The 25,232-nt window shown below is 68.4% G+C and carries 24 protein-coding genes and 2 pseudogenes; 15 read left to right on the forward strand and 11 right to left on the reverse strand.

The window, feature by feature from the left end:
• Nucleotides 1–212 precede the first annotated feature (212 nt).
• Complete coding sequence (locus ACFWX1_RS37190; protein WP_378394508.1) at nt 213–773, forward strand: snapalysin family zinc-dependent metalloprotease; 561 nt, start codon at nt 213–215, stop codon at nt 771–773.
• Between the two features lie 107 nt (nt 774–880).
• A complete protein-coding gene (locus ACFWX1_RS37195) occupies nt 881–2,059 on the forward strand; it encodes an AAA family ATPase (protein WP_378394509.1) in 1,179 nt (392 codons plus the stop codon).
• A 13-nt stretch (nt 2,060–2,072) separates the two neighbouring features.
• Here ACFWX1_RS37195 and ACFWX1_RS37200 read toward each other — a convergent pair whose 3' ends face one another.
• From ACFWX1_RS37200 to ACFWX1_RS37215, 4 genes are all read right to left on the reverse strand, one after another.
• Nucleotides 2,073–2,675 (reverse strand): TetR/AcrR family transcriptional regulator, encoded by a 603-nt coding sequence (locus ACFWX1_RS37200; RefSeq protein WP_378394510.1) that lies wholly within the window; start codon nt 2,673–2,675, stop codon nt 2,073–2,075.
• 30 nt (nt 2,676–2,705) lie between these two features.
• Entirely contained in the window at nt 2,706–3,830 is a 1,125-nt protein-coding gene (locus ACFWX1_RS37205) for a hypothetical protein (RefSeq protein ID WP_378394511.1), read from the reverse strand.
• A complete protein-coding gene (locus tag ACFWX1_RS37210) occupies nt 3,827–5,311 on the reverse strand; it encodes an NAD(P)/FAD-dependent oxidoreductase (protein WP_378394513.1) in 1,485 nt (494 codons plus the stop codon). The genes ACFWX1_RS37205 and ACFWX1_RS37210 overlap by 4 nt, the downstream gene beginning before the upstream one ends.
• 146 nt (nt 5,312–5,457) lie before the next feature.
• The gene (locus ACFWX1_RS37215) at nt 5,458–5,901 is read right to left on the reverse strand and encodes a nuclear transport factor 2 family protein (protein ID WP_378394514.1); all 444 of its coding nucleotides are present in this window, start codon (nt 5,899–5,901) and stop codon (nt 5,458–5,460) included.
• Nucleotides 5,902–5,911: 10 nt separating this feature from the next.
• Here ACFWX1_RS37215 and ACFWX1_RS37220 point away from each other — a divergent pair, with 10 nt between their 5' ends.
• The 5 genes and pseudogenes from ACFWX1_RS37220 to ACFWX1_RS37240 form a co-directional block, all read left to right on the forward strand.
• Nucleotides 5,912–6,058, forward strand: a complete 147-nt coding sequence (locus ACFWX1_RS37220) for a hypothetical protein (protein WP_378394515.1) — start codon at nt 5,912–5,914, stop codon at nt 6,056–6,058.
• Between the two features lie 139 nt (nt 6,059–6,197).
• Entirely contained in the window at nt 6,198–6,464 is a 267-nt protein-coding gene (locus ACFWX1_RS37225; protein ID WP_378394516.1) for a hypothetical protein, read from the forward strand.
• A 78-nt stretch (nt 6,465–6,542) separates the two neighbouring features.
• The gene (locus tag ACFWX1_RS37230; RefSeq protein WP_378394517.1) at nt 6,543–7,832 is read left to right on the forward strand and encodes a DUF222 domain-containing protein; all 1,290 of its coding nucleotides are present in this window, start codon (nt 6,543–6,545) and stop codon (nt 7,830–7,832) included.
• Nucleotides 7,833–7,874: 42 nt separating this feature from the next.
• Nucleotides 7,875–8,683 (forward strand): annotated as a pseudogene (locus tag ACFWX1_RS37235) (IS630 family transposase); the annotation flags it as partial.
• A pseudogene (locus ACFWX1_RS37240) lies at nt 8,681–8,833 on the forward strand (transposase); the annotation flags it as partial. The pseudogenes ACFWX1_RS37235 and ACFWX1_RS37240, both read left to right, overlap by 3 nt.
• A gap of 54 nt (nt 8,834–8,887) precedes the next feature.
• On the opposite strand, the gene ACFWX1_RS37245 reads toward ACFWX1_RS37240, so the two are convergent.
• Nucleotides 8,888–9,778 carry a helix-turn-helix transcriptional regulator gene (locus tag ACFWX1_RS37245; protein ID WP_378394519.1) on the reverse strand — a complete coding sequence of 297 codons (891 nt, stop codon included), beginning with the start codon at nt 9,776–9,778 and terminating at the stop codon, nt 8,888–8,890.
• A gap of 111 nt (nt 9,779–9,889) precedes the next feature.
• Nucleotides 9,890–10,693, reverse strand: a complete 804-nt coding sequence (locus tag ACFWX1_RS37250) for an SDR family oxidoreductase (RefSeq protein WP_378394520.1) — start codon at nt 10,691–10,693, stop codon at nt 9,890–9,892.
• A 735-nt stretch (nt 10,694–11,428) separates the two neighbouring features.
• Between ACFWX1_RS37250 and ACFWX1_RS37255 the strand changes: the two genes are divergently transcribed.
• Both ACFWX1_RS37255 and erm read left to right on the forward strand, forming a co-directional pair.
• Entirely contained in the window at nt 11,429–12,193 is a 765-nt protein-coding gene (locus ACFWX1_RS37255; protein ID WP_378394521.1) for a phosphotransferase, read from the forward strand.
• A 208-nt stretch (nt 12,194–12,401) separates the two neighbouring features.
• Entirely contained in the window at nt 12,402–13,163 is a 762-nt protein-coding gene (gene erm, locus ACFWX1_RS37260; protein WP_378394522.1) for a 23S ribosomal RNA methyltransferase Erm, read from the forward strand.
• Here the strand turns inward: erm and ACFWX1_RS37265 are convergent.
• On the reverse strand, nt 13,153–14,178 hold the full coding sequence (locus tag ACFWX1_RS37265; RefSeq protein ID WP_378394523.1) for a LacI family DNA-binding transcriptional regulator: 1,026 nt from the start codon (nt 14,176–14,178) through the stop codon (nt 13,153–13,155). The genes erm and ACFWX1_RS37265 overlap by 11 nt on opposite strands.
• Before the next feature lie 148 nt (nt 14,179–14,326).
• Between ACFWX1_RS37265 and ACFWX1_RS37270 the strand changes: the two genes are divergently transcribed.
• Genes ACFWX1_RS37270 through ACFWX1_RS37295 form a run of 6 tightly spaced genes read left to right on the forward strand, consistent with a single transcriptional unit; the run spans nt 14,327 to nt 21,875 of the window.
• Nucleotides 14,327–15,412 (forward strand): ABC transporter substrate-binding protein, encoded by a 1,086-nt coding sequence (locus ACFWX1_RS37270; protein WP_378394524.1) that lies wholly within the window; start codon nt 14,327–14,329, stop codon nt 15,410–15,412.
• Complete coding sequence (locus ACFWX1_RS37275; protein WP_378394525.1) at nt 15,412–16,938, forward strand: sugar ABC transporter ATP-binding protein; 1,527 nt, start codon at nt 15,412–15,414, stop codon at nt 16,936–16,938. Before ACFWX1_RS37270 ends, ACFWX1_RS37275 begins: the two co-directional genes overlap by 1 nt.
• Nucleotides 16,931–17,881 (forward strand): ABC transporter permease, encoded by a 951-nt coding sequence (locus ACFWX1_RS37280; protein ID WP_378394526.1) that lies wholly within the window; start codon nt 16,931–16,933, stop codon nt 17,879–17,881. Before ACFWX1_RS37275 ends, ACFWX1_RS37280 begins: the two co-directional genes overlap by 8 nt.
• Nucleotides 17,878–18,882 (forward strand): ABC transporter permease, encoded by a 1,005-nt coding sequence (locus ACFWX1_RS37285; RefSeq protein ID WP_378394527.1) that lies wholly within the window; start codon nt 17,878–17,880, stop codon nt 18,880–18,882. The genes ACFWX1_RS37280 and ACFWX1_RS37285 overlap by 4 nt, the downstream gene beginning before the upstream one ends.
• A gap of 31 nt (nt 18,883–18,913) precedes the next feature.
• A complete protein-coding gene (locus tag ACFWX1_RS37290) occupies nt 18,914–21,421 on the forward strand; it encodes a LamG-like jellyroll fold domain-containing protein (protein ID WP_378394528.1) in 2,508 nt (835 codons plus the stop codon).
• Between the two features lie 46 nt (nt 21,422–21,467).
• Complete coding sequence (locus tag ACFWX1_RS37295; RefSeq protein WP_378394529.1) at nt 21,468–21,875, forward strand: carboxymuconolactone decarboxylase family protein; 408 nt, start codon at nt 21,468–21,470, stop codon at nt 21,873–21,875.
• A gap of 88 nt (nt 21,876–21,963) precedes the next feature.
• Here the strand turns inward: ACFWX1_RS37295 and ACFWX1_RS37300 are convergent, their stop codons facing one another.
• The 4 genes from ACFWX1_RS37300 to ACFWX1_RS37315 are packed head-to-tail and all read right to left on the reverse strand — an operon-like array spanning nt 21,964 to nt 24,977.
• Nucleotides 21,964–22,671, reverse strand: coding sequence for a class I SAM-dependent methyltransferase (locus tag ACFWX1_RS37300; RefSeq protein ID WP_378394531.1), 708 nt, complete (start codon nt 22,669–22,671; stop codon nt 21,964–21,966).
• 25 nt (nt 22,672–22,696) lie between these two features.
• Nucleotides 22,697–23,407: a response regulator gene (locus ACFWX1_RS37305; protein WP_378394532.1), complete on the reverse strand. Its 711-nt coding sequence runs from the start codon at nt 23,405–23,407 to the stop codon at nt 22,697–22,699.
• The gene (locus tag ACFWX1_RS37310; protein WP_378394533.1) at nt 23,404–24,567 is read right to left on the reverse strand and encodes a sensor histidine kinase; all 1,164 of its coding nucleotides are present in this window, start codon (nt 24,565–24,567) and stop codon (nt 23,404–23,406) included. The genes ACFWX1_RS37305 and ACFWX1_RS37310 overlap by 4 nt, the downstream gene beginning before the upstream one ends.
• Nucleotides 24,564–24,977 carry a PGPGW domain-containing protein gene (locus ACFWX1_RS37315; RefSeq protein ID WP_378394534.1) on the reverse strand — a complete coding sequence of 138 codons (414 nt, stop codon included), beginning with the start codon at nt 24,975–24,977 and terminating at the stop codon, nt 24,564–24,566. The genes ACFWX1_RS37310 and ACFWX1_RS37315 overlap by 4 nt, the downstream gene beginning before the upstream one ends.
• Between the last annotated feature and the right edge of the window lie 255 nt (nt 24,978–25,232).

Consider the following 25,232-nt stretch of genomic DNA (forward strand, 5'->3'; position numbering starts at 1 on the left):
GACTTGGAGTCCCTCAAGGTGGCCTTCAGAGACCATCACGGGCGCGCATTGTCGTATGCGCACCTGTTGATGTCAATACTCCCCGGCATTTGGTAAATCACCAATCATCCACGCAGTACGAAAGTCGGGTCACAGCACGCGAACCGCTCTCTACATTCACTCCAGCGCGCGCGAAACCCGGCAAATTTCCCTGTACGGCGAGGAGTTGTCTGATGTCGAGGAAGTTTCTGCTGTCCGGTGCCGCCGCGCTGGCCGTGGTGGCCGCACCGCTGACCGCGGGCACCGCGCTCGCCGCGCCCGCGGCGGCACCGGCCGTCACCACGGTGTACTACGACACCTCCGCCGCTCCCACCTTCCGCGACGTCATCCGGGCGGGCGCGGCGAACTGGAACCGCGCGGTCTCGAACGTGCAGTTGCAGGAGCGGGCCTCGGGCGCGACGCTGCGCTACCAGGAAGGCAACGACCCGCAGGGCTCGTACGCCGAAACCGACGGCCACGGGAGCGGCCGCATCTTCATCGACTACACCCAAGCACAGCAGTACGACAAGATCCGCATCGCCGCGCACGAGACCGGGCACGCCCTCGGCCTGCCCGACCACTACCAGGGACCGTGCTCGGAGCTGATGTCCGGTGGCGGCCCCGGCCCGTCCTGCCACAACGCGAACCCGAACGCGCAAGAGGCGTCGCGCGTGCAGTCCTTGTGGGCCAACGGTTTCCGTAGCGCGGGCGTCCCGACGCGGATCTACGAGCAGATGCCGGTACTGAGCCACTAGCGCTCACCCCAGTCCGAAGGGGACTTTCCTCGCCGCGGCGGGCGGGGAAAGTCCCCTTCGACCTCGTGTCCGGCAAGATTGTCGGTGGTGGCGGCTAGCTTGGCGGTGTGCTCACCACCCTGGCTGTCGAGAACTACCGGTCCCTGCGAGATCTCGTGCTGCCCCTGTCCCGGCTGACACTGGTCACCGGCGCGAACGGCAGCGGGAAATCGAGCCTGTACCGGGCATTGCGGTTGCTCGCCGACGCGTCGCGCAACGGCGCCGTCGCCGCGCTCGCCCGCGAAGGCGGGCTGCCTTCGACACTGTGGGCGGGCCCGGAAGCCATCGGCCGCGGTGTCCGCTCGGGTGAGCACCGGGTGCAGGGCACCCGGCGGTCGAAGCCGGTCGGGCTCCGGCTCGGGTTCGCCGGAGACGAGTTCGGCTACGCGCTCGACCTCGGCCTGCCCGTCCCGGCGGAGACCATGTTCGGCCTCGACCCGGAGTTCAAACGGGAATGCGTGTGGAGCGGGCCGGTGCTGCGCCCGGCGAAACTGCTCGCCGATCGCGCCGGGCCGATGGTGCGCACGCGCGAGGCCAAGGGATCCTGGTCCGGGGACACGCACGAGATCCGGCTGACCGACAGCATGCTCAGCGAGTTCGCCGATCCCCGGCGCGCGCCCGAGTTGCTGGTGGTCCGCGAACGGATCCGCTCCTGGCGGTTTTACGATCACTTCCGCACCGACTCCGCGGCGCCCGCGCGGATTCCGCGGATCGGCACCCGCACCCCGGTCCTCGGCCACGACGGCGGCGATCTCGCGGCCGCGCTGCAGACGATCGAGGAATCCGGCGGTGGCGACTCGCTGCGCACCGCGATCGATCACGCCTTCCCCGGCTCCACCCTGGAGATCGGGAACGTCGACGGCCGGTTCGTCCTGCGCTTCCGGCAACACGGGCTGCTGCGCCCGCTGGACGCCGCGGAACTTTCCGACGGCACGTTACGGTATCTGCTCTGGGTGGCCGCGCTGCTCACACCCCGGCCACCGGAGTTGCTGGTGCTCAACGAACCCGAAACGAGCCTGCATCCGGATCTGCTGCCCGCGCTCGCGGAACTCATCGCGAAGGCGGCGAAGGCGACCCAGCTGATCGTCGTCTCCCATTCGCGGCAGCTGATCCGCGGGCTGGAGCCGGTGTCGGCCGAACTGGGGATCGAGGTGAACACCCTTGCGCTCGAAAAGGAATTCGGCCAGACCGTCCTCAGTGGACAGGGAACACTGGACCGTCCGTCGTGGTACTGGCCCAAGCGATGACCGGGCGTGCCGCTCAAGGCCGCCGCAGCGCCGGCCCGATCCAGCGGCGGACGAGGTCGCGCAGCTCGTCGTCGGTGGCCGGTGGCGTGGAGGGGTACTGCAGAAAGGACATGAACAGTCGCATGAGGATCTCGGCGAGTCCCTGGAGTTCGGCGTCGGTGGTGATACCGGCGGCGACCCAGTCGACCTCGACGTCACGCAGGATCCGCGCCCCCAGCGAGAAGGCGGGAGGTGTGGCGGTCCCGGCGGTGAAGTAATCGGCTTCACCGGCTTGGAGGAGCAGGCCCAGGTAAGGCTCGTCGGGCAGGCTGCGGACGGCGAACACGACGGATTCGACCGCGACCTCGACAGGGCTGTCGAAGGAAGCCAGGTGACTCCGCATCCGTTCGGCGAACTCCTCGGCACCCGCGTGGGCGACGGCGCGCAGGATTTCGGGCAGACCGGCGAAGTACCGGTAGACGGTCTGCCGGGTCACGCCCGCCTCCGCCGCGACATGGGAGAGGCTGGTCTTGGCCAGCCCGGCGCGGTCGATGCACGCTATCGCCGCCTTGACGATCCGCCGGCGTGCCTCGTCTTCGGCGCCGGGTGGGTCGCCCTGCCATCCGTGGTACCCCATGCCGCCCATCGTCTCAGACGAGCCGCCTGGTCAACCGGTGACGGACGCGGCCGGGCGGGCGAACCGTTTCGCATGCTGCGCGGCCAGCAACAGACCGGCGGCGAGGAAACAGGCAAGCGCGTAGGGCCCACTCCCTATCGGGGTGCCGTCACGGGTGACGCCGTCGTGCGCGCCGAAGTAGGCGGGCAGCGCGCCGATCCAGCACACCGCCAGCCCGCAGAGGTAGATCGCGGGGTAATACCGGCCGAAGGCGGAGAGCGGCTCGTCCGTTCCGCGCCCGGTGGAGCGCAGATGTGCCACGACGATCCACGCCCCGGCCAGCCAGACCAGGGCCAGTTCGACGCCGAGCACCCAGGCCTGCGCGGTCGTGTCGGGATGGTCGCCACCGAAGAGGCTCGCCGGGATGCCGGCGATCGCCATGGCCGGTGGTGTGAGGACCCCCGCCACCAGCACACGCGGCACCAGCGCCCAGCCGCGTCGCGGTCCGCCGTCCCTGGCTCGGCCACCCGCGAGGCGCATCACGAGATAGGTCATGGCCGCCATCGAAACCGAGGCGAACAACAGCATGCTGGTCATCGGGACCGAAGCCAGCGCGGGGTGATTGACGATGTGGTTGCCCGGGTTCCAGGCCCACCACTTCAGTTGCGGTCCGATCTGGTCGAAGACCTCGTAGAACACCTGGCAGGCGAACGCGACCACGACGGCTCCGGCCACCGGGCCACGGCGCGCGAAGATCCCGAGCGAGCGAACAAGTTCGTAGGCGAGCTGGCTGATCACCGGGTAGAACGCGACGATGTAGAGCGGCAGCCGGTCTCCCATGAACTGCACGGTGAACTGGTTGTGCGCGAAGATGAATCCGTACAACCGGTCGAGACCGAACCATTCGGGGAAGTAGAGCGGCGGTTCGGTCACGAACAGATAGACCAGCGAGGTCCACCACAGCGCGAGATTGACCGGATCGCCCGCCCGGTACCGGCGGACGGCGTGCACGAACGCGAAGACGGCACCACCGATGATCAGCACCTCGAGCAGCGGCATCGTCCAATGAGCGAGTTCCCATGGCGCGCGGACGGAAACCACCGGTGCGACGTCGTGACAGTCGAAGCCGAGACCGCGAGTGACGGCCTCCACTTCGGGCCCACAGCCGGCGCTCATCCCGCCGGCGCCGTGATCGTGGCATCGCGCGTACCGACCGCCGAGTAGTCGGTGGCCGGCGGCTCGGCTTGCGGATCGAAACCGAAGGGCACCCGGTGCCGCCCCAGCGCGGCGCGGAACCAGTAGCGCACCAGCCCCGCGATCACCCGCGGGTTCCTGATCATCTCGCCCAGCGACTCGTCCAGGTTGAACACCTTGGCGAAGTGCTCGTCGACGACGTCGTCCTCCCGGGCGGCACCGACGACGAGGCTGAACGCCGGGGCGGACACGGCCGCGAGAAGGCGGCGCCTCCACCCGGGCAACCGCTCGGTGCCCTCCGCGCACTCGTAACCCTGATCGCGGGCCATCGCCAAACTCCACGGCACTCCGAGGAGTTTGCGCTGCGCTGTAAGAAATCTCGCGCAGAACCCCGGGTCGAGACTCGTGGCGCGGGAGAGGTGCTCGCGTAGCAGCAGGGCCGAACCCGACGCGGAACTGATGCCCTGCGCGTAGAACGGATTGAACGCGCAGATCGAGTCGCCGATGAACGCCAGGCCCTTCGGCGGATTCGCCCAGCGGTCGTAGCGTCGCCACCTGTTGCCGGTGGATCGGGTCAGGTGCACCTCCGAGGTGGGCGTGCACCGGTCCATCGCGGAGGCGAACAACGGGGTCCGCACCCTGCGGGCCGACTCGATGAACGCGTCCGTCGTACGCGGCATTTCCAAGCCCCACGAGCCCATGCAGGCGATGACGCGGTTGCCTTCGATCGGGAAGAAGTTCACCAGGAACTCGTGCTCCGCGGGATGCTCACCGCGGTCCTGGGTCGGCATGAGCACGAGGTGCTGCCACCACCAGGACGCCGGCCGCCGCGGGGCCGAAGGCAGCTCGTACCAGCGGGACGTGTAGGTGACCTTGGCGTCCAGCGTCCGCACCTCCGGCTCCGGCCAGCCCGCCGCCACCAGCCACTTGGCGACCGGCGACCCCCGGCCCATCGCGTCCACGACGAAGTCGGCGTCCACGCGCTCGTCGCCACCGGACGTCGTCACCTCGACCCCCGTGACGGCCCCGCCCGTCGTGACCAGGCCCCGCACGGTGACGCCCTCGCGGATGACCACGTTGGCCAGCTCCCGCACCTTGTCGCGCAGCACCCGCTCGATGAGGATCCGCGAGCTGTAGATCATCGTCATCGCGCTGCGCTTGCGCGCCGACCAGCCCTCCTTGTCGAGGTAGGCGGCGTCCATCGAGGGCATCAGGTGCAGCCCGCCCGCCGCGATGAGGTCGTCCTCGAAACCGGGGAACAGCGCGCCGATCGCGCGGCGGCCCGAGTTCAGCAGGAAGTGCGGATGCTTGCTCTGCGGCACGCCGCGCCGGTGCTCGGCCTCCGCCGGAAGCTCGTCCCGTTCCAGCACGAGCACCTGGTCGAAGTACGCGGACAGCGCCCCGGCAGCACACAGGCCGGCGGCGCTTCCCCCGAGGACGACAGCGGTGTTGCCGAGCTTCACGCGAACCAACTCCCGACGTCATTCATACAAAGTTGGAGATAATGTATGAATGACGTCGCGTGCGTGTCAACCGCCATGGTGCTGGCGCTGGCGACCCCGACTGTCAGGAACACATGGCCGCGGCCCCGCGGACCGTCACGTCGGTTCTACACCGTGGATTCGGTGCACGCCGCCGCGATCGCGGCAGTGTCCCAGTAGAACGGCAACACCTCGATGATCCGGCCGTGCTCGACAGTGATCGTCTGCAGGATCGGGAATTCGAGCTCCCGGCCGGTGGCCCTCGCCGTGGCACGCACCCGGGTCAGCACGACGAGCGGATTGCGGCGACTCAAGAAGGTCTGCTCGACCATGTCGAAGGATTCCCAGGCCTCACTCATGGCGACGAAGAACCGCTCCATACCCGCGTGGCCGCGCCAATCTCCGCCGTACGGCAGGGAATCCGCCTGACGCAGCACAACGTGCCGGGCGAAGAAGGGCGCGAGCGGCGCGAACGAGGCCTTGCCGGGACCGCCCGCGGCGAGATACTCGGCCTCCGCCGCGTACATCCCCTTGAGCACCACCTCGGCGTCCGTTGTCGATGACGTCGTCATACCGGCCACTGTGGACGATTTCCGCCGGATCTTCCGGCGGAAATCGGTCAGGCAGTTCGGACTCGAGGCGGCGCTGCAGATCACCGAGGGTCTCGCGGGCGAGGCCTTTGGTAATACAGCAAGCCAGCTGGTGGTAGGCCGCCTGCGTCCGGTGTAGCGCGGCGCGGCCGGTCGGGGCGACTTCGAGCAGCTTGGCCCGCTGGTGCGTGGTATCCGGCTGATAGCAGGCGAGTCCGTCCTCGCCTAGGCCAGCGACACACTGGACGCTCTGACACGTATGACCGAGCCGGGAGGCGATGACCCCGAGCGAAGGCTACATCGGCGGTTCACTGCCGACAGCCATGACCGGGCTCAGCTTGGGGGTGGTGAACGAGCCTGGCAGGAGGCGGACCGTCAGGGGTACCCCGAAACTCGCCGTACTCACCCACTTCGCGCTGGGCGACACCGTCGCCGGACGGGCGAACATCCAGCATTTCCATCGAGTTGTCCCCAGCGAAACCGTCTTCGTCCCCGCCACGGACGACCTCGACGAGGTCACCCGGCTCGCCGACATCGTCGCCTGAACAGCCACGATCAGCGACCCCGACCGTCAACAACACCCCACTACCCCAAACTGCAATTCACCCATTCGTGGTGAACATATGTTCTATCCGGCGCGGTATGATGGTGACGTGTCCGGGAATCTGTCCACTCTGGAACCGCCGCAGGAGCTGTGGCGGCGATCCGGTCGTGAACTCGCCGACGAGGTGCGTACGCGACTGGAAGCCATGTGGCGCCTAGACGCCGAACTCGGCCACTACCTCACCGAAATCGACTCACGCGGCGCATCCAAACTGTACGGGTACGGATCCACCGCCGCCTGGTTCGCCCACATGGCACGAATGTCGCGCGGTGAAGCCAAAAAGTACCTCGATCGCGCCCACGGTCTGAATCCCGGCCGCAACATCGACGGTACCGAACTCCCCGCGATGGCGCCAGCAACCGGCGCCGCAGCACTCGACGGCGAGATCGGCCCACACCACAGCGACAAGATCCTCCGCTTCCTGAAGAAGGTCCCAAGCTTCGTGTCCGAAGAGGACAGAAGCAAGGCCGAGAAGATCCTCGTGGAGCTGGCCCGCCACGCGACACCTCAGGAAGTGGTCAAGGCCGCTGATGAGTTGCTGGCGCGGATGGACCAGGACGGGAAGCCACCGAAGGACCCGGACCCGCCGGAGCGGAAGCCGGAGCTGCGGTTGCGGCAGCGGAAAGACGGCTGGTTCGACATCGACGGCCAGCTCGACCCCATCACCGGAACCCGGCTGAGCACCATCCTCGATCCGCTGGCCACCCCGCGTCCCGCCGGGGAAGACAAGTGGCCCGATCTGCGGTCACCTTCCCAACGGTACGGGGAAGCCTTCGGCGAAGCGATTGCGGTGCTCGCCAACGTGCCGGACGTGCCCGGCGGCGACCGCGCCCAACTCCTGGTCACAGTGACACTGGAGGACTTGAAGTCGAAGCTGGGCACCGCGTGTCTGGACATGGTCAGCACCATCACCGCCACCGAAGCCCGCATGCTCGCCTGCGATTCCCAGATCATCCCCGCAGTACTGGGCAGCAAGGGCGAACCGCTCGATCTCGGGCGTGCCAAGCGATTGGTCACACCCGCGCTCCGCAAAGCGCTGATCATCCGGGATGGTGGCTGCGCATTTCCCGGGTGTCATCGCAAGCCCCGACATTGCGACGCCCACCACGTGCTCGAGTGGATGAACGGCGGACTCACCATCCTCCGGAATCTCGTCCTGCTCTGCGGCGCACATCACCGGCTGCTGCACAAAGCTGATTGGGCGGTCCGAATCGCCGAGGACGGACTCCCGGAGTTCATTCCGCCAGATTACGTAGATCCTTTACGCACACCCAGAAGAAACATCCTCCACCTGCCCATCGCCACCTAGTGTCGTGAGTCGTTAGTTCGCCTTTACTTGGTAGGGCGTGGTATGCCGAGCCCGAAGGTTGAACCGGTGGTGTTGTCCGACGAGGAGCGCAGTGTCCTGAGTGGATGGTCGCGTCGGCGGAAGACGGCGCAAGCGTTTGGCGGCGCGGTCGCGGATTGTGTTGCGGCGTGCGGAAGGGGGGACGATCGGGGTCGCAGTCGGCGGTGTCCCGGATCTGGCGGGCGTTCGGGCTGAAGCCACACGTGGTCCAGAGCTGGAAACTCTCGACCGATCCGCAGTTCATCGAGAAGGTCCGCGACGTCGTCGGGTTGTATATGGCGCCACCGGAGAACGCGTTGGTCCTCGCCGTCGACGAGAAGAGCCAGATGCAGGCAATTGACCGCACAGCCCCGATTCTGCCGATCATGCCAGCGCGGATGACCCACGACTACATCCGGCACGGCACCACCAGCCTGTTCGCCGCGTTCGACATCTCCAGCGGGTCGGTGCTCGCCCACCACTACCGCCGCCATCGGCAGCAAGAATTCCTCCGGTTCCTCACGCTCATCGACACTGCGGTCCCCCAGCACCTGGACCTGCACCTGGTGCTGGACAACTACGCCACCCATAAGACCCCGAAGGTCAAGGAATGGCTGATCCGCCACCCACGGTTCCACCTGCACTTCACCCCCACCAGCAGCTCGTGGTTGAACCTCGTGGAACGCTGGTTCGCCGAACTGACCAACCGCAAACTCCGCCGCTCCGCGCACCGCAGCGTCACCGAACTCGAAACCGACGTCCGCAAGTGGATCAACGAATGGAACACCGACCCGAAACCGTTCGTATGGACCAAAACCGCAGACGACATCCTCGACACCGGGTTCCTGAGGAAAGGCAGAATGTCCGCCGGGGTGCAGCGGCAGTACTCCGGAACAGCCGGGCGGATCGAGAACTGCCAGATCGGCACCTTCCCGGCCAACGCATCACCTCTCGGGCATGCGCTGATCGACCGGGAGTTGCACGAAGCCTGAGCCGACGAGCTGGCATGTCGGAGCCCGCTGGCGAATCTTGGAACATCAGCTGAGTGCTTGAATCTCGGTCGCCAGCCTCTCCTGGCCCGCCGCCCAGGACGCCAAGAGGGCCAGACCATCCGCGGTCGCCGTGCCGGCGGGTGCGGTGTAGACGGTCAGGAGCAGGCCGGGGTCGGCAGGCAGATCCATCGACTCGACGTCCAGGTCGAGCCGGCCCACTACCGGATGGTGCACACGCTTGCGTCCGGAGCGGTGGAGCCGCACGTCCTGAGATGCCCACCGCTGCCGGAATAGTTCACTGCGTGTCGATAATTCACCGACCAGGGCGATCAGCTCCTCGTCGTGCGGATTGCGGCCGGATTCCATGCGTAGCTTCGCGGCCACATCACAGGCGATCCGGTCATAGTCGACGAAGAACGTTTCTGCCGCTTCGGGATCCAGATACACGAACCGCGCGGTGTTCGCCGGCCGTCGCGGGTCGGCCAGCACCGGTGAATACAGCGCGCGGGCAAGGTGATTCATGGCCAGCACGTCATAACGGCCGTTGCAGATCCACGCCGGCGCATCAGTGATGGCGGCGAGCACCTGCTCAAGCGCCGGACGCACCGACACGGCGGGTCGCCGGCGGCGTGGACCGCCGGGCGCCCCGGACTGCCGCGCAAGGTGGAACAGGTGATCGCGCTCGGCCTCGTCAAGGTGCAAGGCGGAAGCCACCGCGTCGAGCACCCCAGCGGAGGCGCCGGCGAGGCTGCCGCGCTCCATACGCACGTAGTAGTCGACCGATACCCCCGCCAGTAACGCTACCTCTTCGCGACGCAGACCTTTGACCCGGCGGTTGCCACCGTAGGCGGGCAGTCCGGCCCGCTCGGGCGTGATCCGCGCCCGACGCGAACTCAGGAACTCCTTGATCTCGGTGCGCAGATCGATCATGGTCACCTCCTCACTCTAGGCCCTCCCCGCAGGCGAAGGGAGGTTCTGCTGGTACCCCCTTGAGTCCCGGCGTGGAGGTATTCACGAGGGCCCGTCGGCAAAGCCTCGCGCCGACGCCTAGGTACCCGATGCGGTCGTGGCGACGCCGCCGTCGACCGGGATGATGGCGCCCGTCAGGTAAGACCCAGCCCGGCTGGCGAGGAACACGGCGGCACCTGCCATGTCGTCATCGCGGCCGAGCCGGCGCAGAGGAGCCTTCGCCGCGATCGTGTCGCCGATGGCATCGATCGTGGCCGCCATCATCTGCGACGGGAACACTCCTGGGGCTACCGCGTTCACCGTGACGTGCTGTGGGCCCAGTTCCCTGGCAAGCACCCTGGTGAGTTGATGGAGTGCCGCCTTGCTGCCGGCGTACGAGTAGTTGGGCGCCTCGGCGACGTGGATGGCGGCGATACTGCCGATGTTGATGACCCGCGCGGGATCATCGGCGGTGCCCGCCCTGCGCAGTGCCGGCAGCAGCGCCTGCACCAGCCAGAACGGCGCCTTGAGGTTGAGGTCGATCACCGCGTCCCAGGCCTCGGCCGGGAACGTCTCCAGCGGCTCGCGCCACATCGCTCCCGCGTTGTTGACGAGGATGTCCAGGCGTTCCGAGCCGGCCTTGACCAGATCGGCGAGGCGCTGGCACTCGTCGTACCTGGACAGGTCGGCGGGGATTGCCTGAACGTCGCCGAATTCGGACAGTAGACGCTGTGCCTCCGCGCACGCGTCTGCCTTGCGTGAGCTGACAATGACACGGGCGCCCGCCTGCAGAAGGCCGCGCGCGATCATCATCCCAATGCCCCTGGTGCCGCCAGTGACTAATGCGTGCTTCCCACTCAGCTCGAAAAGGTCCGAGTGAGTGGTGAACCGGTTGTCCGCCATTGGTCTTCGTCCGTTCTGTCGTGGAAGCATGTGCTGACACGGCCGCGTCCGGTGCAGCTGGATTAACTGATATTGACAGGCGTACTGGACGTCTGGGAGACCGTGGCGATACAGGTACTGAGAGGGCCTCTCTTGAGGTTGGGCGTGCCGGTGAGAGGCTCGGCCGGGACCCCTCCCGGACAGGGGAGGGTATTTTCCTCCGCATGGCCCCGGCCACTCGTAGCACTCCATGCCACGAGTTCGAGAATGGGCGTATCCGTGATGATCCAGCCGGAGGAGATGCTTGTGAGAATGCCCTGGGGAGTCACCAGGAGAGAAGTAGTGATATTCGCACTGCTCACTGCGGCGCTGGCAGCTGTACTGATCGTCGCGACCTCTCTCGTACCCCATAATGTTGGCGCCGCTATGCAGTCGATACTGTCGATTCTGGTTCCGGTACTGGCAGTATCGATCCTGGTGGTCATTCCGATCGCCATCCTCGTCCTCAAGGACAAACCCGGAATGGTCCTTCTCGGCTTCTTCGTGCATCCATGCTGGTGGGTGGGCGCGATCCGGTTGGCGAAACCGGGCTCCTACTGGGCGCGACGTTTCTATGGCCCCGCCACGTTACGCCGCGCCCAGGAACGATTTGGTCCCGGCGGGACACGACGCCGAACAGACCTACGACGCCGTGCTCACCGTCCTCGGCCGATAAGGATGCCGCCACCGGCCAAGAGATGATCTACGCTTGCCCTCGTGGATTTTCCGGGTGGGTGGGACAGCGCGGCGACGCTCGTCGACGGTCGGTGGGTCGAGCGGCGGCCACGTCGTCCGGAGGTGGCGGCCCGGCTGCGCGCCGAGGTGCGGCTGATGCCGTGGCTGGCGCCTCGGTTGCCGCTTCCCGTGCCCGTGCCGCACGTCCTCTCCGAGATTCCCTTGGTGGTACGCCACGAAATCGTGCCGGGAGAGCCATTGACACAGGCCGACTCCGACGCCGGTCACCGCCTCGGAGTCTTCCTGCGCGCTCTCCACGACGCCCCAAGAGACGAAGCGCTCCGCCACGGGATCCCGTCCGCCGAGGAAGCGGCCGAAGAACACGCGGCGACGATCGACCGGTTCCGGACCGAGGTCGTTCCGATGCTGCCCACCGCTCGACGCCCGGCGGCGGTCGCGCTCCTCGGCGCGACACGGGAACTGAGCGGCGACACCCTGGTTCACGGCGACCTCGGGCCGGAGCACGTGCTCGCCGACGAAAACGGCCTCACAGGCGTGATCGACTTCGGCGACACGCACCTCGGGGACGCCGCAATCGACCTCGCCTGGGCGTTGTACGGCACTCCACGAACATTCGCCGACGCGGTGGCAACGGCGTACGACGTGACCGGCGGACAACGCGAGCGCGCGCTGCGATGGCATCAGCTCGGGCCGTGGCACGAGGTCACCCACGGCCTGGACACCGCCGACCCGGACACCGTGCGGAGCGGCCTCGACGGTGTCGTCACCAGGCTGACCGAGCAGTAAGCACGGATATTCGTTTGCCCGGTTGATCATCACCGGCCTAAAGTGCCGCACCATGAGTGCTGTGAACGCCATCTGCTTCGTGAGGATTCGTCGCGCCTAGCGGCGGGCTGACCTCACCACGCGCCAGCTCCGCCGCGCAGCGGTCCGTGACCGGTGCGGCATCCGACGCCGCCCGGTTCTCCACCGAACCCTCGCGGAGCACACACTCATGCCTTCCCCCTATCCGGGCGGAGCCCACGAACTCGGCCAGAACTTCCTCGTCGATCGCGCTGTGATCACCGAAATCGGCAGGCTCGTCGCCCGCACCACGGGCCCGGTCATCGAAATCGGGCCCGGCGCCGGAGCCGTCACCCTGTCGATCGGCCGGGCCGGCCGGGAAATCACCGCGGTCGAGATCGATCCCCGGCTCGCCCGGCGGCTCCGGCACCGCGCGCCCGGCAACGTCGAGGTCGTCAACGAAGACGTCCTCAGGTATCGCTTTCCCCGCAGCCCGCACGTGATCGTGGGCAATCTGCCCTTCCATCTGACCACCGGCATCCTCAAGCGGATCCTCACCACGAACCACTGGCACACCGCGATTCTGCTGGTGCAGTGGGAAGTCGCGCGACGACGTGCCGGGGTCGGCGGCGCGAGCATGCTGACGGCGAGCTGGTGGCCGTGGTACGAGTTCTCGGTGCACAGCCGGGTGCCCGCGCGGGCGTTCCGGCCGATGCCGTCGGTCGACGGCGGGCTGCTCACCATGACCCGTCGTCGCGAACCGCTCGTCTCCGAGCGCGAGGACTACCAGCGATTCGTCAAGACGGTCTTCACCGGCAGAGGGCACGGAATCCGGGAAATACTCCGGAAAACCGGCGCGCTCGAACCACGAGTCCTGAACGGGTGGCTGGCCGCGAACCAGGTTTCACCGCGGGCGTTGCCGAAGGATCTCGACGCCGTCCAGTGGGCGGCGCTCTGGCGGCTCACGTCCTGACGATGTCGCGTTCGTAGCCGGTCGTGCTTTCCCGGATCTCCAAGGAGAACGGGGTCTGCACGTCCTGCGGCGCGGCCGCGGCCTCGCCGGAGATCCGCCGGTGGATCAGCTCCACGGCGGCTTCGGCGAGCGCCGCCTTGTCGGGAGCGATGGTGGTCAGCGACGGCAGGCTGAACGAGCTTTCCTCGTTGTTGTCGAAGCCGACGATGGCGATGTCCTCGGGCACCCGCAGGCCCTGTTCGGCGGCGGCCCGAAGCGCGCCGACGGCGAGCAAGTCGTTGAAGCAGAAGACGGCGTCGGGCGGCGAAGGCAGTGCCAGCAGCTGTTTCATCGCCGACGCGCCGTAGGTACGGTGGTACTTCTCGACCGGCGCGACCAAAGAGTCCTCATAGGACAGATCGGCCTCGGAAAGCGCCGCGCGGTAGCCCGCCAGGCGCTGTTCGCTCGTACCGCGCTGGGGATTCGCGCCGATGGCGGCGATCCGGCGGCGGCCGAGCCCGACGAGATGCCGTACCGCGGTGCGCGCGGCCAGCACGTTGTCGATCGCGACGTGGTCGATGGCCACTTCGACGGCGTGTTCGCCCAGCAGCACCAGCGGAATGCCGCCCACGGAGTCCGGGAAGTCCGACGCCTCGAGTGCCTCCGGGTGCACGAGTGCCCCGTCGACGAGGTGCGGGCCGAGCGAGGACAGCGTCGCCCGCTCCCGATCGCGGGTGCCCTGGGTCTGTTCGATCAGGACACTCCAGCCGCGCCGCTGCGCGGCCGTGATCACCAGGCCTGCCAGCTCGCCGAAGTACGGGATGGCCAACTCGGGCACCATCAGCGCGAGGAAGCCGGTCCGGCCGCGACGCAGGTTTCTGGCGCCGACGTTGGGCCGGTAGCCGGTCGCGGCGAGTGCTTCCTCGACCCGCCGGCGGTTCTCCGGCTTCACGAACGCGTAGCCGTTCACCACGTTCGACACCGTCTTCACCGACACCCCGGCGAGCGTGGCGACATCCTTGAGCGTGACGGCCACGGTGACCCCTCTCGAACGGGCAGACCTGGAGTCTAACCCCGTTTTGCCTGTTTACAACGTTGTTCCAACGATGTAAAAAGTACCTCATGCGCCTGGGGTGAGCTGGCTCACTCCACTCGGCGCGCCGTCGCCGTCCGGAGGAGTCGTCGTGTCCCCATCCCGCTCCGCACTGTTCCTGTTGGTCACCGGTACCGTGAGCGTTACTGCCACGCTCGCATTGAGCGCGTGCACCAGCCGCGAAGCGGGCCCTTCGACGTCCTCGGCCAACAACGGGCCCGCCGCGTCGGCGGCGTCGAGCGCCCCCGGCGGTACCGGCTGCTCCCGCACGCAGACGGGTTATCCGCAGATCGATCCGAAGACCGCGATCGTCGGCTTCTCCCAGTCGGAGAAGGAGGCGAACCCGTTCCGGATCGCCGAGACACAGTCCATCCGGGACGAGGCGGCCAAGCTCGGCATCCCGGCCGACAAGCTCCTGGTCACCAACGCGCAGAGTGACCTCAACAAGCAGATCAGTGACATCAAGTCGCTGCTCGACCGCGGCGCCCAGCTGCTCGTCGTCGCGCCGCTCAACTCCGACGGCCTGCAGCCCGCGTTCGACGCGGCGAAGGCCAAGAAGGTCCCGGTGGTCACGATCGACCGCAAGGTGAACTCGGCGCCCTGCACCGACTACCTGACCTTCATCGGCTCGAACTTCGTCGAGCAGGGCAAACGCGCCGCCGACGAACTGGTCCGCGTCACCGGTGGCAAGGGCAAGGTCGCGATCCTGCTCGGTTCCTCGGGCAACAACGTCACCACCGACCGCACGCAGGGCTTCAAGGATCAGCTCGCCAAGACGCCCGGACTGTCCATTGTGGCCGAGCAGACCGGTGAATTCGACCGGTCCAAGGGCCAGACGGTGACCGAGCAGCTGGTCCAGAGTCACCCCGACATCACCGCGGTGTACGCGGAGAACGACGAGATGGGCATCGGCGCGGTCAACGCGCTGAAGACCGCGGGCAAGAACCCCGGCAAGGACGTCAAGGTCGTGTCGGTGGACGGAACCCGCAACGCCGTCCAGCTGATCGCCGACGGCAGCTACAACGCCGTCATCGAGTCGAACCCGCGTTTCGGCCAGCTCGTCTTCAAGACACTGCAGGACTTCGCGAGCGGCCAGCCGATCCCGTCGACCGTCGTGATCAGTGACGACCAGTACGACGAGACCAACGCCGCCCAGAAGGCCGGGAACGCGTACTGATGGCCGAGCCGGTTCTCGAGGTGCTCGAGGTTTCGAAGCACTTCCCCGGGACGATCGCGCTGGACCGCGTGAGTTTCGCGGTCCGGCCGGGCGAGGTGCACGCGCTGGTCGGTGAGAACGGCGCCGGGAAGTCGACGCTCATCAAGGTGCTCACCGGGGTGTACCAGCCGGACGGCGGTCAGCTGCGGCACCTCGGCGAGCCGGTGACGTTCAAGCGGCCGATCGAGGCGCAGCGCGCGGGCATCTCCACGATCTACCAGGAGGTCAACCTCGTCCCGCTGATGAGCATCGCCGGAAACGTCTTCCTCGGCCGGGAGCCGCGCACCCGGACGGGGCTGGTCGACTGGCGCCGGATCCACGCCGAGGCGGCGGAACTGCTGGCGGGCTACGGAATCCACACCGACGTCCGAAGGCCGCTGGCGAGTCTCGGGGTCGGCGCGCAGCAGATGGTGGCGCTCGCGCGGGCGGTGTCCACCGACGCCCGCGTGGTCATCATGGACGAGCCGACGTCCTCTTTGGAACCTCGCGAAGTGGAAACCCTTTTCGACGTCCTCAATGGACTGCACGAACGCGGCATCGCCGTGGTGTACGTCAGCCACCGGATGGACGAGCTGTACCGGATCTGTGATCAGGTGACCGTCCTGCGCGACGGCAAGAAGGTCCACAGTGGACCACTCGCCGAACTCCCTCGCATCGAGCTGGTGTCGATGATGCTCGGCAGGGAGATCCGCGACATCCGCGAGCACGGCGTCACGAGCTTCGGCGAGGACCACCATGCCGAGGCGGAACCCTTGCTGCGTGCGGAAAACCTGACCAGCAAGCACGCCATCGACGACGTCTCGGTCGCCATCCGGCCCGGCGAGGTCGTCGGCCTGGCGGGGCTGCTCGGCTCGGGACGCAGCGAGACAGCGCGGGCAATCGTAGGCGCGCTCCCGCTCGACGGCGGCACGGTGTGGCTGGGCGGGCGCAGAGTGCCACCCGGCAACGTCGCCGCCGCGGTCCGCGCGGGGATCAGCCTCCTCGCGGAGGACCGCAAGACCGACGGGATCATTCCGAATCTCTCCGTGCGTGAGAACATCGTGCTCGCGGCGCTCCCCCGGCTGTCGCCGTTCGGCCTTGTCAGCCGCGCGAAACAGGACCGCGTGGTGGACATCTTCATGAAACGCCTGCGTATCAAGGCGTCCAGCCCCGATCAGAAGGTCGCCGAACTCTCCGGCGGCAACCAGCAGAAGGTCCTGCTCGCACGCTGGCTGTGCACCCAGCCGAAGGTGCTGCTGCTCGACGAGCCCACCCGGGGCATCGACGTCGGTGCCAAGGCGGAGGTGCAGGCCCTGATCGACGAACTCGCCACCGAGGGCCTCGGTGTCCTGCTGATCTCGTCCGAAATGGACGAACTGATCGACGGCGCCGACCGCGTCGTCGTGCTGCGCGACGGGGCCGTCGCTGGCGAGCTGTCCGGTGACCGGGTCACCGAGGAAGCCGTGCTCGCCGCGATCGCCGCCGCCGGGGAGGACGCCCATGACTAGCGTGACCGTCGACCGCGCGCGGGTCACCACCTGGCTGCAGAACTACGGCGTCTACCTCGCCGTGGTGGCTCTGCTGCTGTTCAACCTCGCCTTCACCGAGAACTTCCTGTCGCTGGCCAACTTCCGCACGCAGCTCGTGCAGGCGGCGCCGGTGTGCATCGTGGCGCTCGGGATGGCGCTGGTGATCGGCACCGAAGGCATCGACCTCTCGGTCGGCTCGGTGATGTCGCTCTCGGCCGCGCTCGTCCCGCTCTATCTCGGCTACGGCCCGGCCGCCGCGGTCGCCGTCGCGCTCGTTGCCGGTCTCGCCGCCGGGCTGTTCAGCGGATTCCTCGTGGCACAGCTGGGAATCCAGCCGATCATCGCGACGCTGGCGTTACTCGTCGGCGGACGCGGGCTGGCGCTGGTGATCGCGCACGGCCAGCTCGTCCAGTTGCACGATCCCGGTTTCCTGGCGCTGGGCACCGGCGACCTCGCGGGTATCCCGGTCATGGTGCTGGTCGCAGCGGTGCTCGCTGTGCTGGCGGGTCTCGTCGTGCGGCGTACCGCGTTCGGGCGCAGGCTCGTGGCGATCGGCGGCAACCGGACCGCCAGCACGCTCGCCGGGCTTCCGGTGAAGCGCGTGCTGATCGGGGTCTACGCGATCAGCGGCGTGCTCGCGGCCGTCGCGGGACTGCTCGCCACGGCCCGGCTGGGCGCGAGCGACCCGGCGGACGTCGGGCTGCTCATGGAGCTGTCCGCGATCACCGCCGTCGTGGTGGGCGGGACTCCGCTCACCGGCGGGAAGGTGCGGATCCTCGGCACGGTCATGGGCGCGCTGCTGATGCAGCTCGTCCGTGCCACGCTGATCAAGCACGATCTGCCGGACTCGGCCGCGCAGATGGTGCAGGCCGCGATCATCGTCGTCGCGGTTTACGTCGCGCGGGAACGGAGGCGGGCATGACCGCGACGGCTTCTCCGCCCACCAACAGCGATCCCGGCGCACCGGCGACGACGCGGGGTGCGCTGCTGGCGGGTCTCGCCCAGCGGCAGGGCGCCGCGGTCGTCCTGGTGCTCGGCGTCATCGTCGCGTGGTTTTCCTTCCCCCGCTTCGGTTCCGTCGACAACCTCCGCGATCTGGCGTTGCAGAGCTCGTTCCTCGCGGTGATCGCGCTCGGGATGACGTTCGTGATCATCTCGGGCGGGATCGACCTGTCGGTGGGCTCGGTGTACGCGCTGGGCGGTGTCCTCGCGGCGTACGGCTCGCAATGGGGTGTGCTCGGCGCGCTCGTGCTGCCGCTCGCGGTGTGCGGCCTGATCGGGCTGATCAACGGCGTTCTTATCGCCCGCACCGGGATGGCGCCGTTCATCGTGACGCTGGCCTCGCTGCTGTTCGCGCGCGGACTGCTGCTCGCGATCACCACGGAAGGCTCGACGACGTACCAGATCCGGCCGGATTCGGCGTTCCTCCACTTGGGACGCGGGACGATCCTCGGCATCGGCGTCCCGGTGTACGGCACGCTGATCCTGTTCGCGCTCGGCGGTGTCCTTTTGCGACGGACACGGTTCGGCCAGTCGGTGTTCGCGATCGGCGGCGCGGAGAATTCGGCGCTGCTCATGGGACTTCCGGTCGCCCGCACGAAGGTCTCGGTGTACACGCTGAGCGGGCTGCTCGCCGGGTTCGCCGGCGCGATGACCGCGGCGTACCTCCAGTCCGGCGTCACGGTGCTCGGCGTCGGCACCGAGCTCGACGCGATCGCCGTGGTCGTCATCGGCGGCACCCTGCTCACCGGCGGCGCGGGCACGATCATCGGCACGCTCGTCGGGGTGCTGCTGCGCACGGTGATCCAGAACGTGATCAACCAGATCGGGACGCTCGACTCCAACTACCAATCCGTGGTCAGCGGGGCCTTCCTGCTGGTCGTCGTGGTGATCCAGCGGTTGCTCGCCCGCGCCCGCCGGTGATCCTGTTCCGGGATAAGGAGTGTGTACGCCGATGTATCGACAGCTCCGCACTCGTTTGGCCGTTCTGGGGGCCGTCATCACTGTGGTCCTCACCGGTCTAGGCACCGCACCGGCCGCCTCGGCGGCGTCACCACCACAGTGGCAACGGCTGACGCCACCCTTGACAACGCCATGGACCAAGGACGTCTCCCCCTCGAACGCGCTGCCGGAGTACCCACGCCCGCAGCTGACCCGCGACAAATGGCAGAACCTCAACGGCGTCTGGGAGTTCGCGAAGGCCGACCCCGGCCAGGCGCCGCCGATCGGCAAGAGCCTGGCCGAACGCATCCTCGTCCCGTACCCGGTGGAATCCGCGCTGTCCGGGATCATGCGCCACGAAACGCAGATGTGGTACCGGCGCACTTTCTCGGTGCCCCAGGACTGGCGGGTCGGGCATGCGGGCCAGCGGTTGCTGCTGCACTTCCAGGCGGTGGACTGGGACGCGACGGTCCTGGTCAACGGCAAGCAGGTCACCCGGCACACCGGCGGGTACGACGCGTTCTCCGTCGACGTCACCGACGCGCTGACCCCGGATCGCGATCAGGAACTCGTCGTCGGCGTCACCGATCCGAACGACCAGGGTGGCCAGCCGATCGGCAAACAACGCAAACCGGGTGACGGGATCTTCTACACGCCCTCGTCCGGGATCTGGCAGACGGTGTGGATGGAACCGGTGGCGTCCGCGCGCGTCGACCGGCTCGACATGACCCCGGATCTGGCGAGCAGTTCGCTGACGCTCACCGCGCGCGTCGGCGGCCCGGTGCGGCAGCAGGTCGAGGCGGTCGCCTACGACGGCGGCAAGTTCGTCGGCCGGGTCGTCGGCGAGGCGAACAAACCGCTGAAACTCCCGGTGCCGGACGCGCACCTGTGGACGCCCGACGATCCGCATCTGTACGACTTGAAGGTACGGCTGCTGGGGCAGAACGGCGACGAGGTCGGCTCGTACTTCGGCATGCGTTCGATCGGGCTCGGCAAGACCTCCGACGGCAAGACGCGGATGCTGCTCAACGGCAAGGCCGTGACCCAGCTCGGCCCGCTCGACCAGGGGTTCTGGCCCGACGGCATCTACACCGCGCCGACCGACGCCGCGCTGAAGTTCGATCTGCAGACGGAAAAGGCGCTCGGGTTCAACATGGTGCGCAAGCACATCAAGGTCGAGCCGGACCGCTGGTACTACCACGCCGACAAGCTCGGGCTCCTGGTGTGGCAGGACATGCCGGCGATGAAGGATGACATCGAGCCGTCGCCGGCGTCGCGCGTCAACTTCGAGTCCGAGATGCACCGGATGATCGACCAGCACCGCAGTTTCCCGTCGATCGTGATGTGGGTGCCGTTCAACGAGGGCTGGGGCGACTACGAGGTCGGCAGGATCGCCGACACCGTCAAGTCCTGGGACCCGTCACGGCTCGTCAACGCCGAATCCGGCGTCAACTGCTGCCGGTCCGAACCGGACAGTGGCAGGGGCGATGTCTACGACGACCACACCTACACCGGCCCCGGCGCGCCGATGCCCGATCCGAAACGGGCCACTGTGGACGGTGAGTACGGCGGGCTCGGGCTGAAGGTGGCGGGCCACGAGTTCGACCCGCAGGGCAGCTTCGCCTACGAGATGGAGCCGGACAGCGCGACACTGACCCGGCGCTACGGCGAACTCCAGCAACGCCTGATCCAGGCCAAACAACGCTGTGGCGTCTCCGCCGGGGTCTACACCCAGACCACCGACGTCGAGAAGGAGGTCAACGGCTTCTACACCTACGACCGGCAAGTGGCCAAAATGGACTTCTCGGCAGCGCGGACGGCGAACCTGGCCGTGATCAACGCGCCGATCGGCGGTGACGTCCCGCCGCTCCCGCCGGGCAAGCCCGGACTGGACGGCATCGCCGCCTACCCGTTCGACGAGAACGCCGGGACCGTCGCGAGGGACGTCGTCGGCAAGCACGACGCGACGCTGCGAGGTGGCGCCGGCTGGACCGCTGGTCACTCCGGCTCCGCGCTGGCTGTCAACGGCAACGGGCAGTCCGCCGATCCCGGAGCGTCCCTTGTGGACACCGCGGGGAACTACAGCGTCTCGGCGTGGGTCAAGTTCAACGCGGCGAGCGACGGCACGGTGGGCGGCGCCTTCCAGACCGTGGTGAGCCAGGACAGCGGTGACCACAGCGCCTTTTACCTGCAGTACTCCGGGCAGGACCGGAAGCTGTCGTTCAGCACGCTCGGCACGCGGGCGCTGGCGCCGGCCACACCGGAACCGGGTCGCTGGTATCACATGGCCGGCGTCCGCGACGCGGCCACCGGACAGCTGAAGTTGTATGTGGACGGTCAGCCGGTGGCGGCCAAGAGCGTCTGTCTCGGCGAATCGTCGAGCGGCACCGCCGCGATCGGGCGTGGCCGGTACGGCGGGAACCCGGTCGACTTCGTCAACGGCGCGATCGACCAGGTGCGGTTCTACGACCGGGCGTTGTCCGACGCGGACGTCGCGGCGCTGTACCGAAGCGGGCAGTAAGGCCTAGTCTCGGCTCCGTACCTGAACCAGGGGGAACGGAGCCGAGATGACCGCCGAAGAGACCACACAGGACCGGTTCGACCGGGGCATGCGCAAGCTGAAGGAGGTCAACGGCGAGGGCGCCGGAGCCGTGCTCGACGCCCTCGCCGATGTCTCCCCCGAACTCGCCCACCAGCTCGTCGCCTGGGGTTTCGGCGACATCTACTCGCGGACCGAGCTGTCCCCGCGTGATCGTCAGCTCGTCACGCTCGGCATGCTGACCGCGCTCGGCGGCTGCGAACCACAGCTCGAGGTCCACGTCGGGACGTCGCTCAACGTCGGGCTCACGCCGGTCGAGATCGTCGAGACGCTGCTGCACGCGACTGCCTACTGTGGATTCCCGAAAGCGCTTAACGCGACCTTCGTGGCGAAGAAGGTCTTCGCCGAGCGCGGCTTATTGCCGGTCAATCCTTGATACTGAGCCGTTCATCATCAATCCGACGGCAGCCACGGCGGAAACAGCACCTACGAGCAGGTCGGCTGCGGCCCGTATCCGCCTGCTTTCACGTCGGATTGATGAAGAACAACATGGGATTGTCGGTCCCGGTGTGCACCGGCTGGGTCAGCCCCAGTTCGGTGCGCACCTCGTTCAGCCGCCGGTAGACCTCGCGCGCACGGGCCGGGGCGGCGGTGAAGTACCGGATGCCGCGGCCGTCCAGCCAGCGCAGCACCTCGACACCCTCGGTGAACGGGAGCGGGCGGCGGCGGTGGAACACGTCGTGCACGCTCACCGGGATGCCGGCGGGCACGGCGGGCAGCAGGTTCGCCAGGTACCAGCGGGCGAACGACGCGGTGTGCGCGGCGTCGATGAACAGGTAGTCCGTCTTCGCGGCCCAGTCGTCGTCCCGCTCGCGGACGTCGCCGTGGTGGAAGTCCCAGCGGTCCTTGGCCAGCTCGGGCGGCACCGCGCGGACGGCGTTGTCGATCAGGTCGTAGCTGGCCAGGCGCCCGGACCCGTTGTCCCGCAAGGCTTGCAGGATCCAGGTGGTGGACCAGCCGTGGAACGTGCCGACCTCGGTGACCAGCTCGGGCCGGAAGTGCCGGATCAGCAGGTAGGTCAGCTCGGCCTCGACGTCGTCCAGTTTGGCCTTCATCGCGGGGCCGCCGGCGATCGTCCGCTGTGCCACGCGGACGTTCTTCAGGTCCGCCGCGTGGGTGCGGTACAGCTCGGTGACGAAGTCGACGTCGAGGGATTCCAGTACGGGACGCATGATCCCCAAGTTAGGGATCACGGTCTCAGCGGTCGTCACTCCGCGGACGGCTCTTCGCACTCACTCGCGGGAGTGATGCGTCGTTCCCCGGACTGACGAGCCCGCTTTCGTAGGCCACCGCGACGGCCTGTGCCCTGTCCCGCAGCCCCAGCTTGCCCAGCAGCCTGCTGACGTGCGTCTTCACCGTGTGCTCGGTGACCGTCAGCGCCGCCGCTATCTCCACATTGGACAGTCCACGGGCGACGAGGACGAGCACCTCGGACTCCCGCGCGGTCAGCTCGGTGAGCTGTCTGCCCTCGGCCGCGACCGGGCGCGCCGCGAACTCGGCGATCAGCCTGCGGGTCACCGACGGCGCGAGCAGCGCGTCCCCCGCGGCGACCACGCGGACGCCCTCGACCACCTGCCCCGCGGTGCTGTCCTTGAGCAGGAAGCCGCTCGCCCCGGCACGGAGCGCCTCGTAGACGTAGGCGTCGAGGTCGAACGTGGTCAGGATCAGTACCCGCGTGTCCGGGGTTTCGCGCAGCAGCCGCCTTGTCGCGGTCACGCCGTCCTGACGCGGCATCCGGATGTCCATCAGCACCACGTCGGGACGCAGTTCGACGGCGAGGCGTTCGGCGAGGATGCCGTCCTCCGCCTGGCCGACGACCTCGAAATCCGGTTGCGCGGCCAGCAACGCGGCGAATCCCTCGCGCACCACCGCGTGGTCGTCTGCCACGAGTACCCGCAGCGTCGTCACCGCTCACCCCCGTGCACCGGCAGTTCCGCCCGCACCAGCCAGCCGTCGCCCGTCCCGGCCGCGGTGCAGCGGCCCCCGACCGCGGCGGCGCGTTCCCGCATCCCGAGCACGCCGTGCCCCTTCCCCGTTCCGGTGCCGTGTGCCACCGGGTTGTACACCCGCAAGCGAACCATGTCCGGTTCGGCGCTCACCTCGACCTCGACCGGCGTGCCCGGCGCGTGCCGGACCGCGTTGCTCAGGGCCTCCTGCAGGATCCGGTACGCGGCGAGCCCGGTCGTCTCCGGGGGTGTCGTGTCGCCGTCACGGCGATGGCGGACCTCGACGCCCCGGTCGCGGGCGTCGGCCACCAGCTGGTCCAGCTCCGCCCACCCCGGCTGCGGGGCGAGCGCCGGTTCCTCGTCGTCACCCCGCAGCGCGCCGAGCAGCATCCGCATCTCGGCCAACGCGGCCCGCGCGTCGGCGGCGATCCCGGCGAGCACCGCGCGGTTGTCGTCGGGCAGTTCGGCGAGCCGGTACGGCGAGGTCTCGGCGGTCACCGCGATCATCGACATCCGGTGCGCGACGACGTCGTGCATCTCCCGCGCGATCCGCGCGCGTTCCTCCAGCACCGCCAGCCGCGCCGCCTCGACCTCGGCCAGCCGCTCCCGATCGGCGAGTTCACGCTGCCCCCGGGCCCGCGAGTGGATGAGCACCGCGGTCACCAGCGGCACCGACCACACGACGTAGGCGAGGAACGGCGAGGACTCGTCCATCGCCGACGGGACGGCGGTCAGGATCAGGCCGACGGCGACGACGACCGAGCTGGCCCACGCCAGCCACGCCGTGCGCGGCCGCACCCGCGCCGCCACCACCACGACCGTGAGCAGCAGCAGGACCTGTTGCGGCAGCGGCCACGGCATACCGTCGGCAGGCCCCCACGGGCGGGCCAGCACAGCCAGCACCCAGCCGGCGAGGGTGAGCGCCCACGCCGTGAGCGGCGCGCGGACGATGACGAACAGCGGCGCGGCGAACACCGCCGTGTAGAGGATCTGGAGCGGGACGGGCACGGCCCCGCGCACGGCGAGGCTGCGCCAGGTCGTCACCACGACGACGACGGCGACCAGCCAGACCAGGAGTTCCAGCGCGGTCGCCGAGCGCAGCCACGCCCGCGGTGCCTTCACGACTCCGACGCTACCCCGGCGTCCTCGGCCGCCCGGCGCGTCCGCACGCGCCGATAGCTCCAGCCCAGCAGGACGAACAGGATGATTCCCGACAGGATCAGGCTCGCCCCGGCACTCCAGCCGTGCAGCGGCAGCCACGGCAGGAGTCCCCATGCGACACCCGCGCCGATGAGCGCCAGCCCGGCCAGCACCGAACCGGCGATCCGCAGTGGACTGGACACGCTGTCCTCGGCCGCTTTCATCGCCCGGGTGCGCACCGGTTCGATGTAGCGCTTCAGCGCGGGGAACTCGGTGGCCAGCGTGAGCAGCCCGGCCAGCACGAGCAGCAGCCCCGGCCCCGGCAGCACCAGAAGGACGACACCGACCACGACCAGCACGGTGCCGACGATCGCCACCAGTATCCGCTTCATTCGCTTCACCTGCCCATCGCCGGTCACGATAACAGTTATCCGCCCAGCTATCTTGCCGGTTCACCCAGGGCGCGGAAAATCGTCAGTATCGATAACCGAGGAATCACAGGGGAAAGGCAGGAACAAATGTCGGAAATCAGCAGGCGCGGCGCACTGGGCGCGGGGGCGGCCGCGGCGGCCGCCGCCCGGCGGGGCGCGCCCGGCGGCGGCGCCCCGGGGCGCCCCCCCCCGGGCCCGCCCCCCCCCCCCCCCCCC

The sequence above is a fragment of the Amycolatopsis sp. NPDC059021 genome (assembly GCF_042739895.1).
Classification (GTDB): domain Bacteria; phylum Actinomycetota; class Actinomycetes; order Mycobacteriales; family Pseudonocardiaceae; genus Amycolatopsis.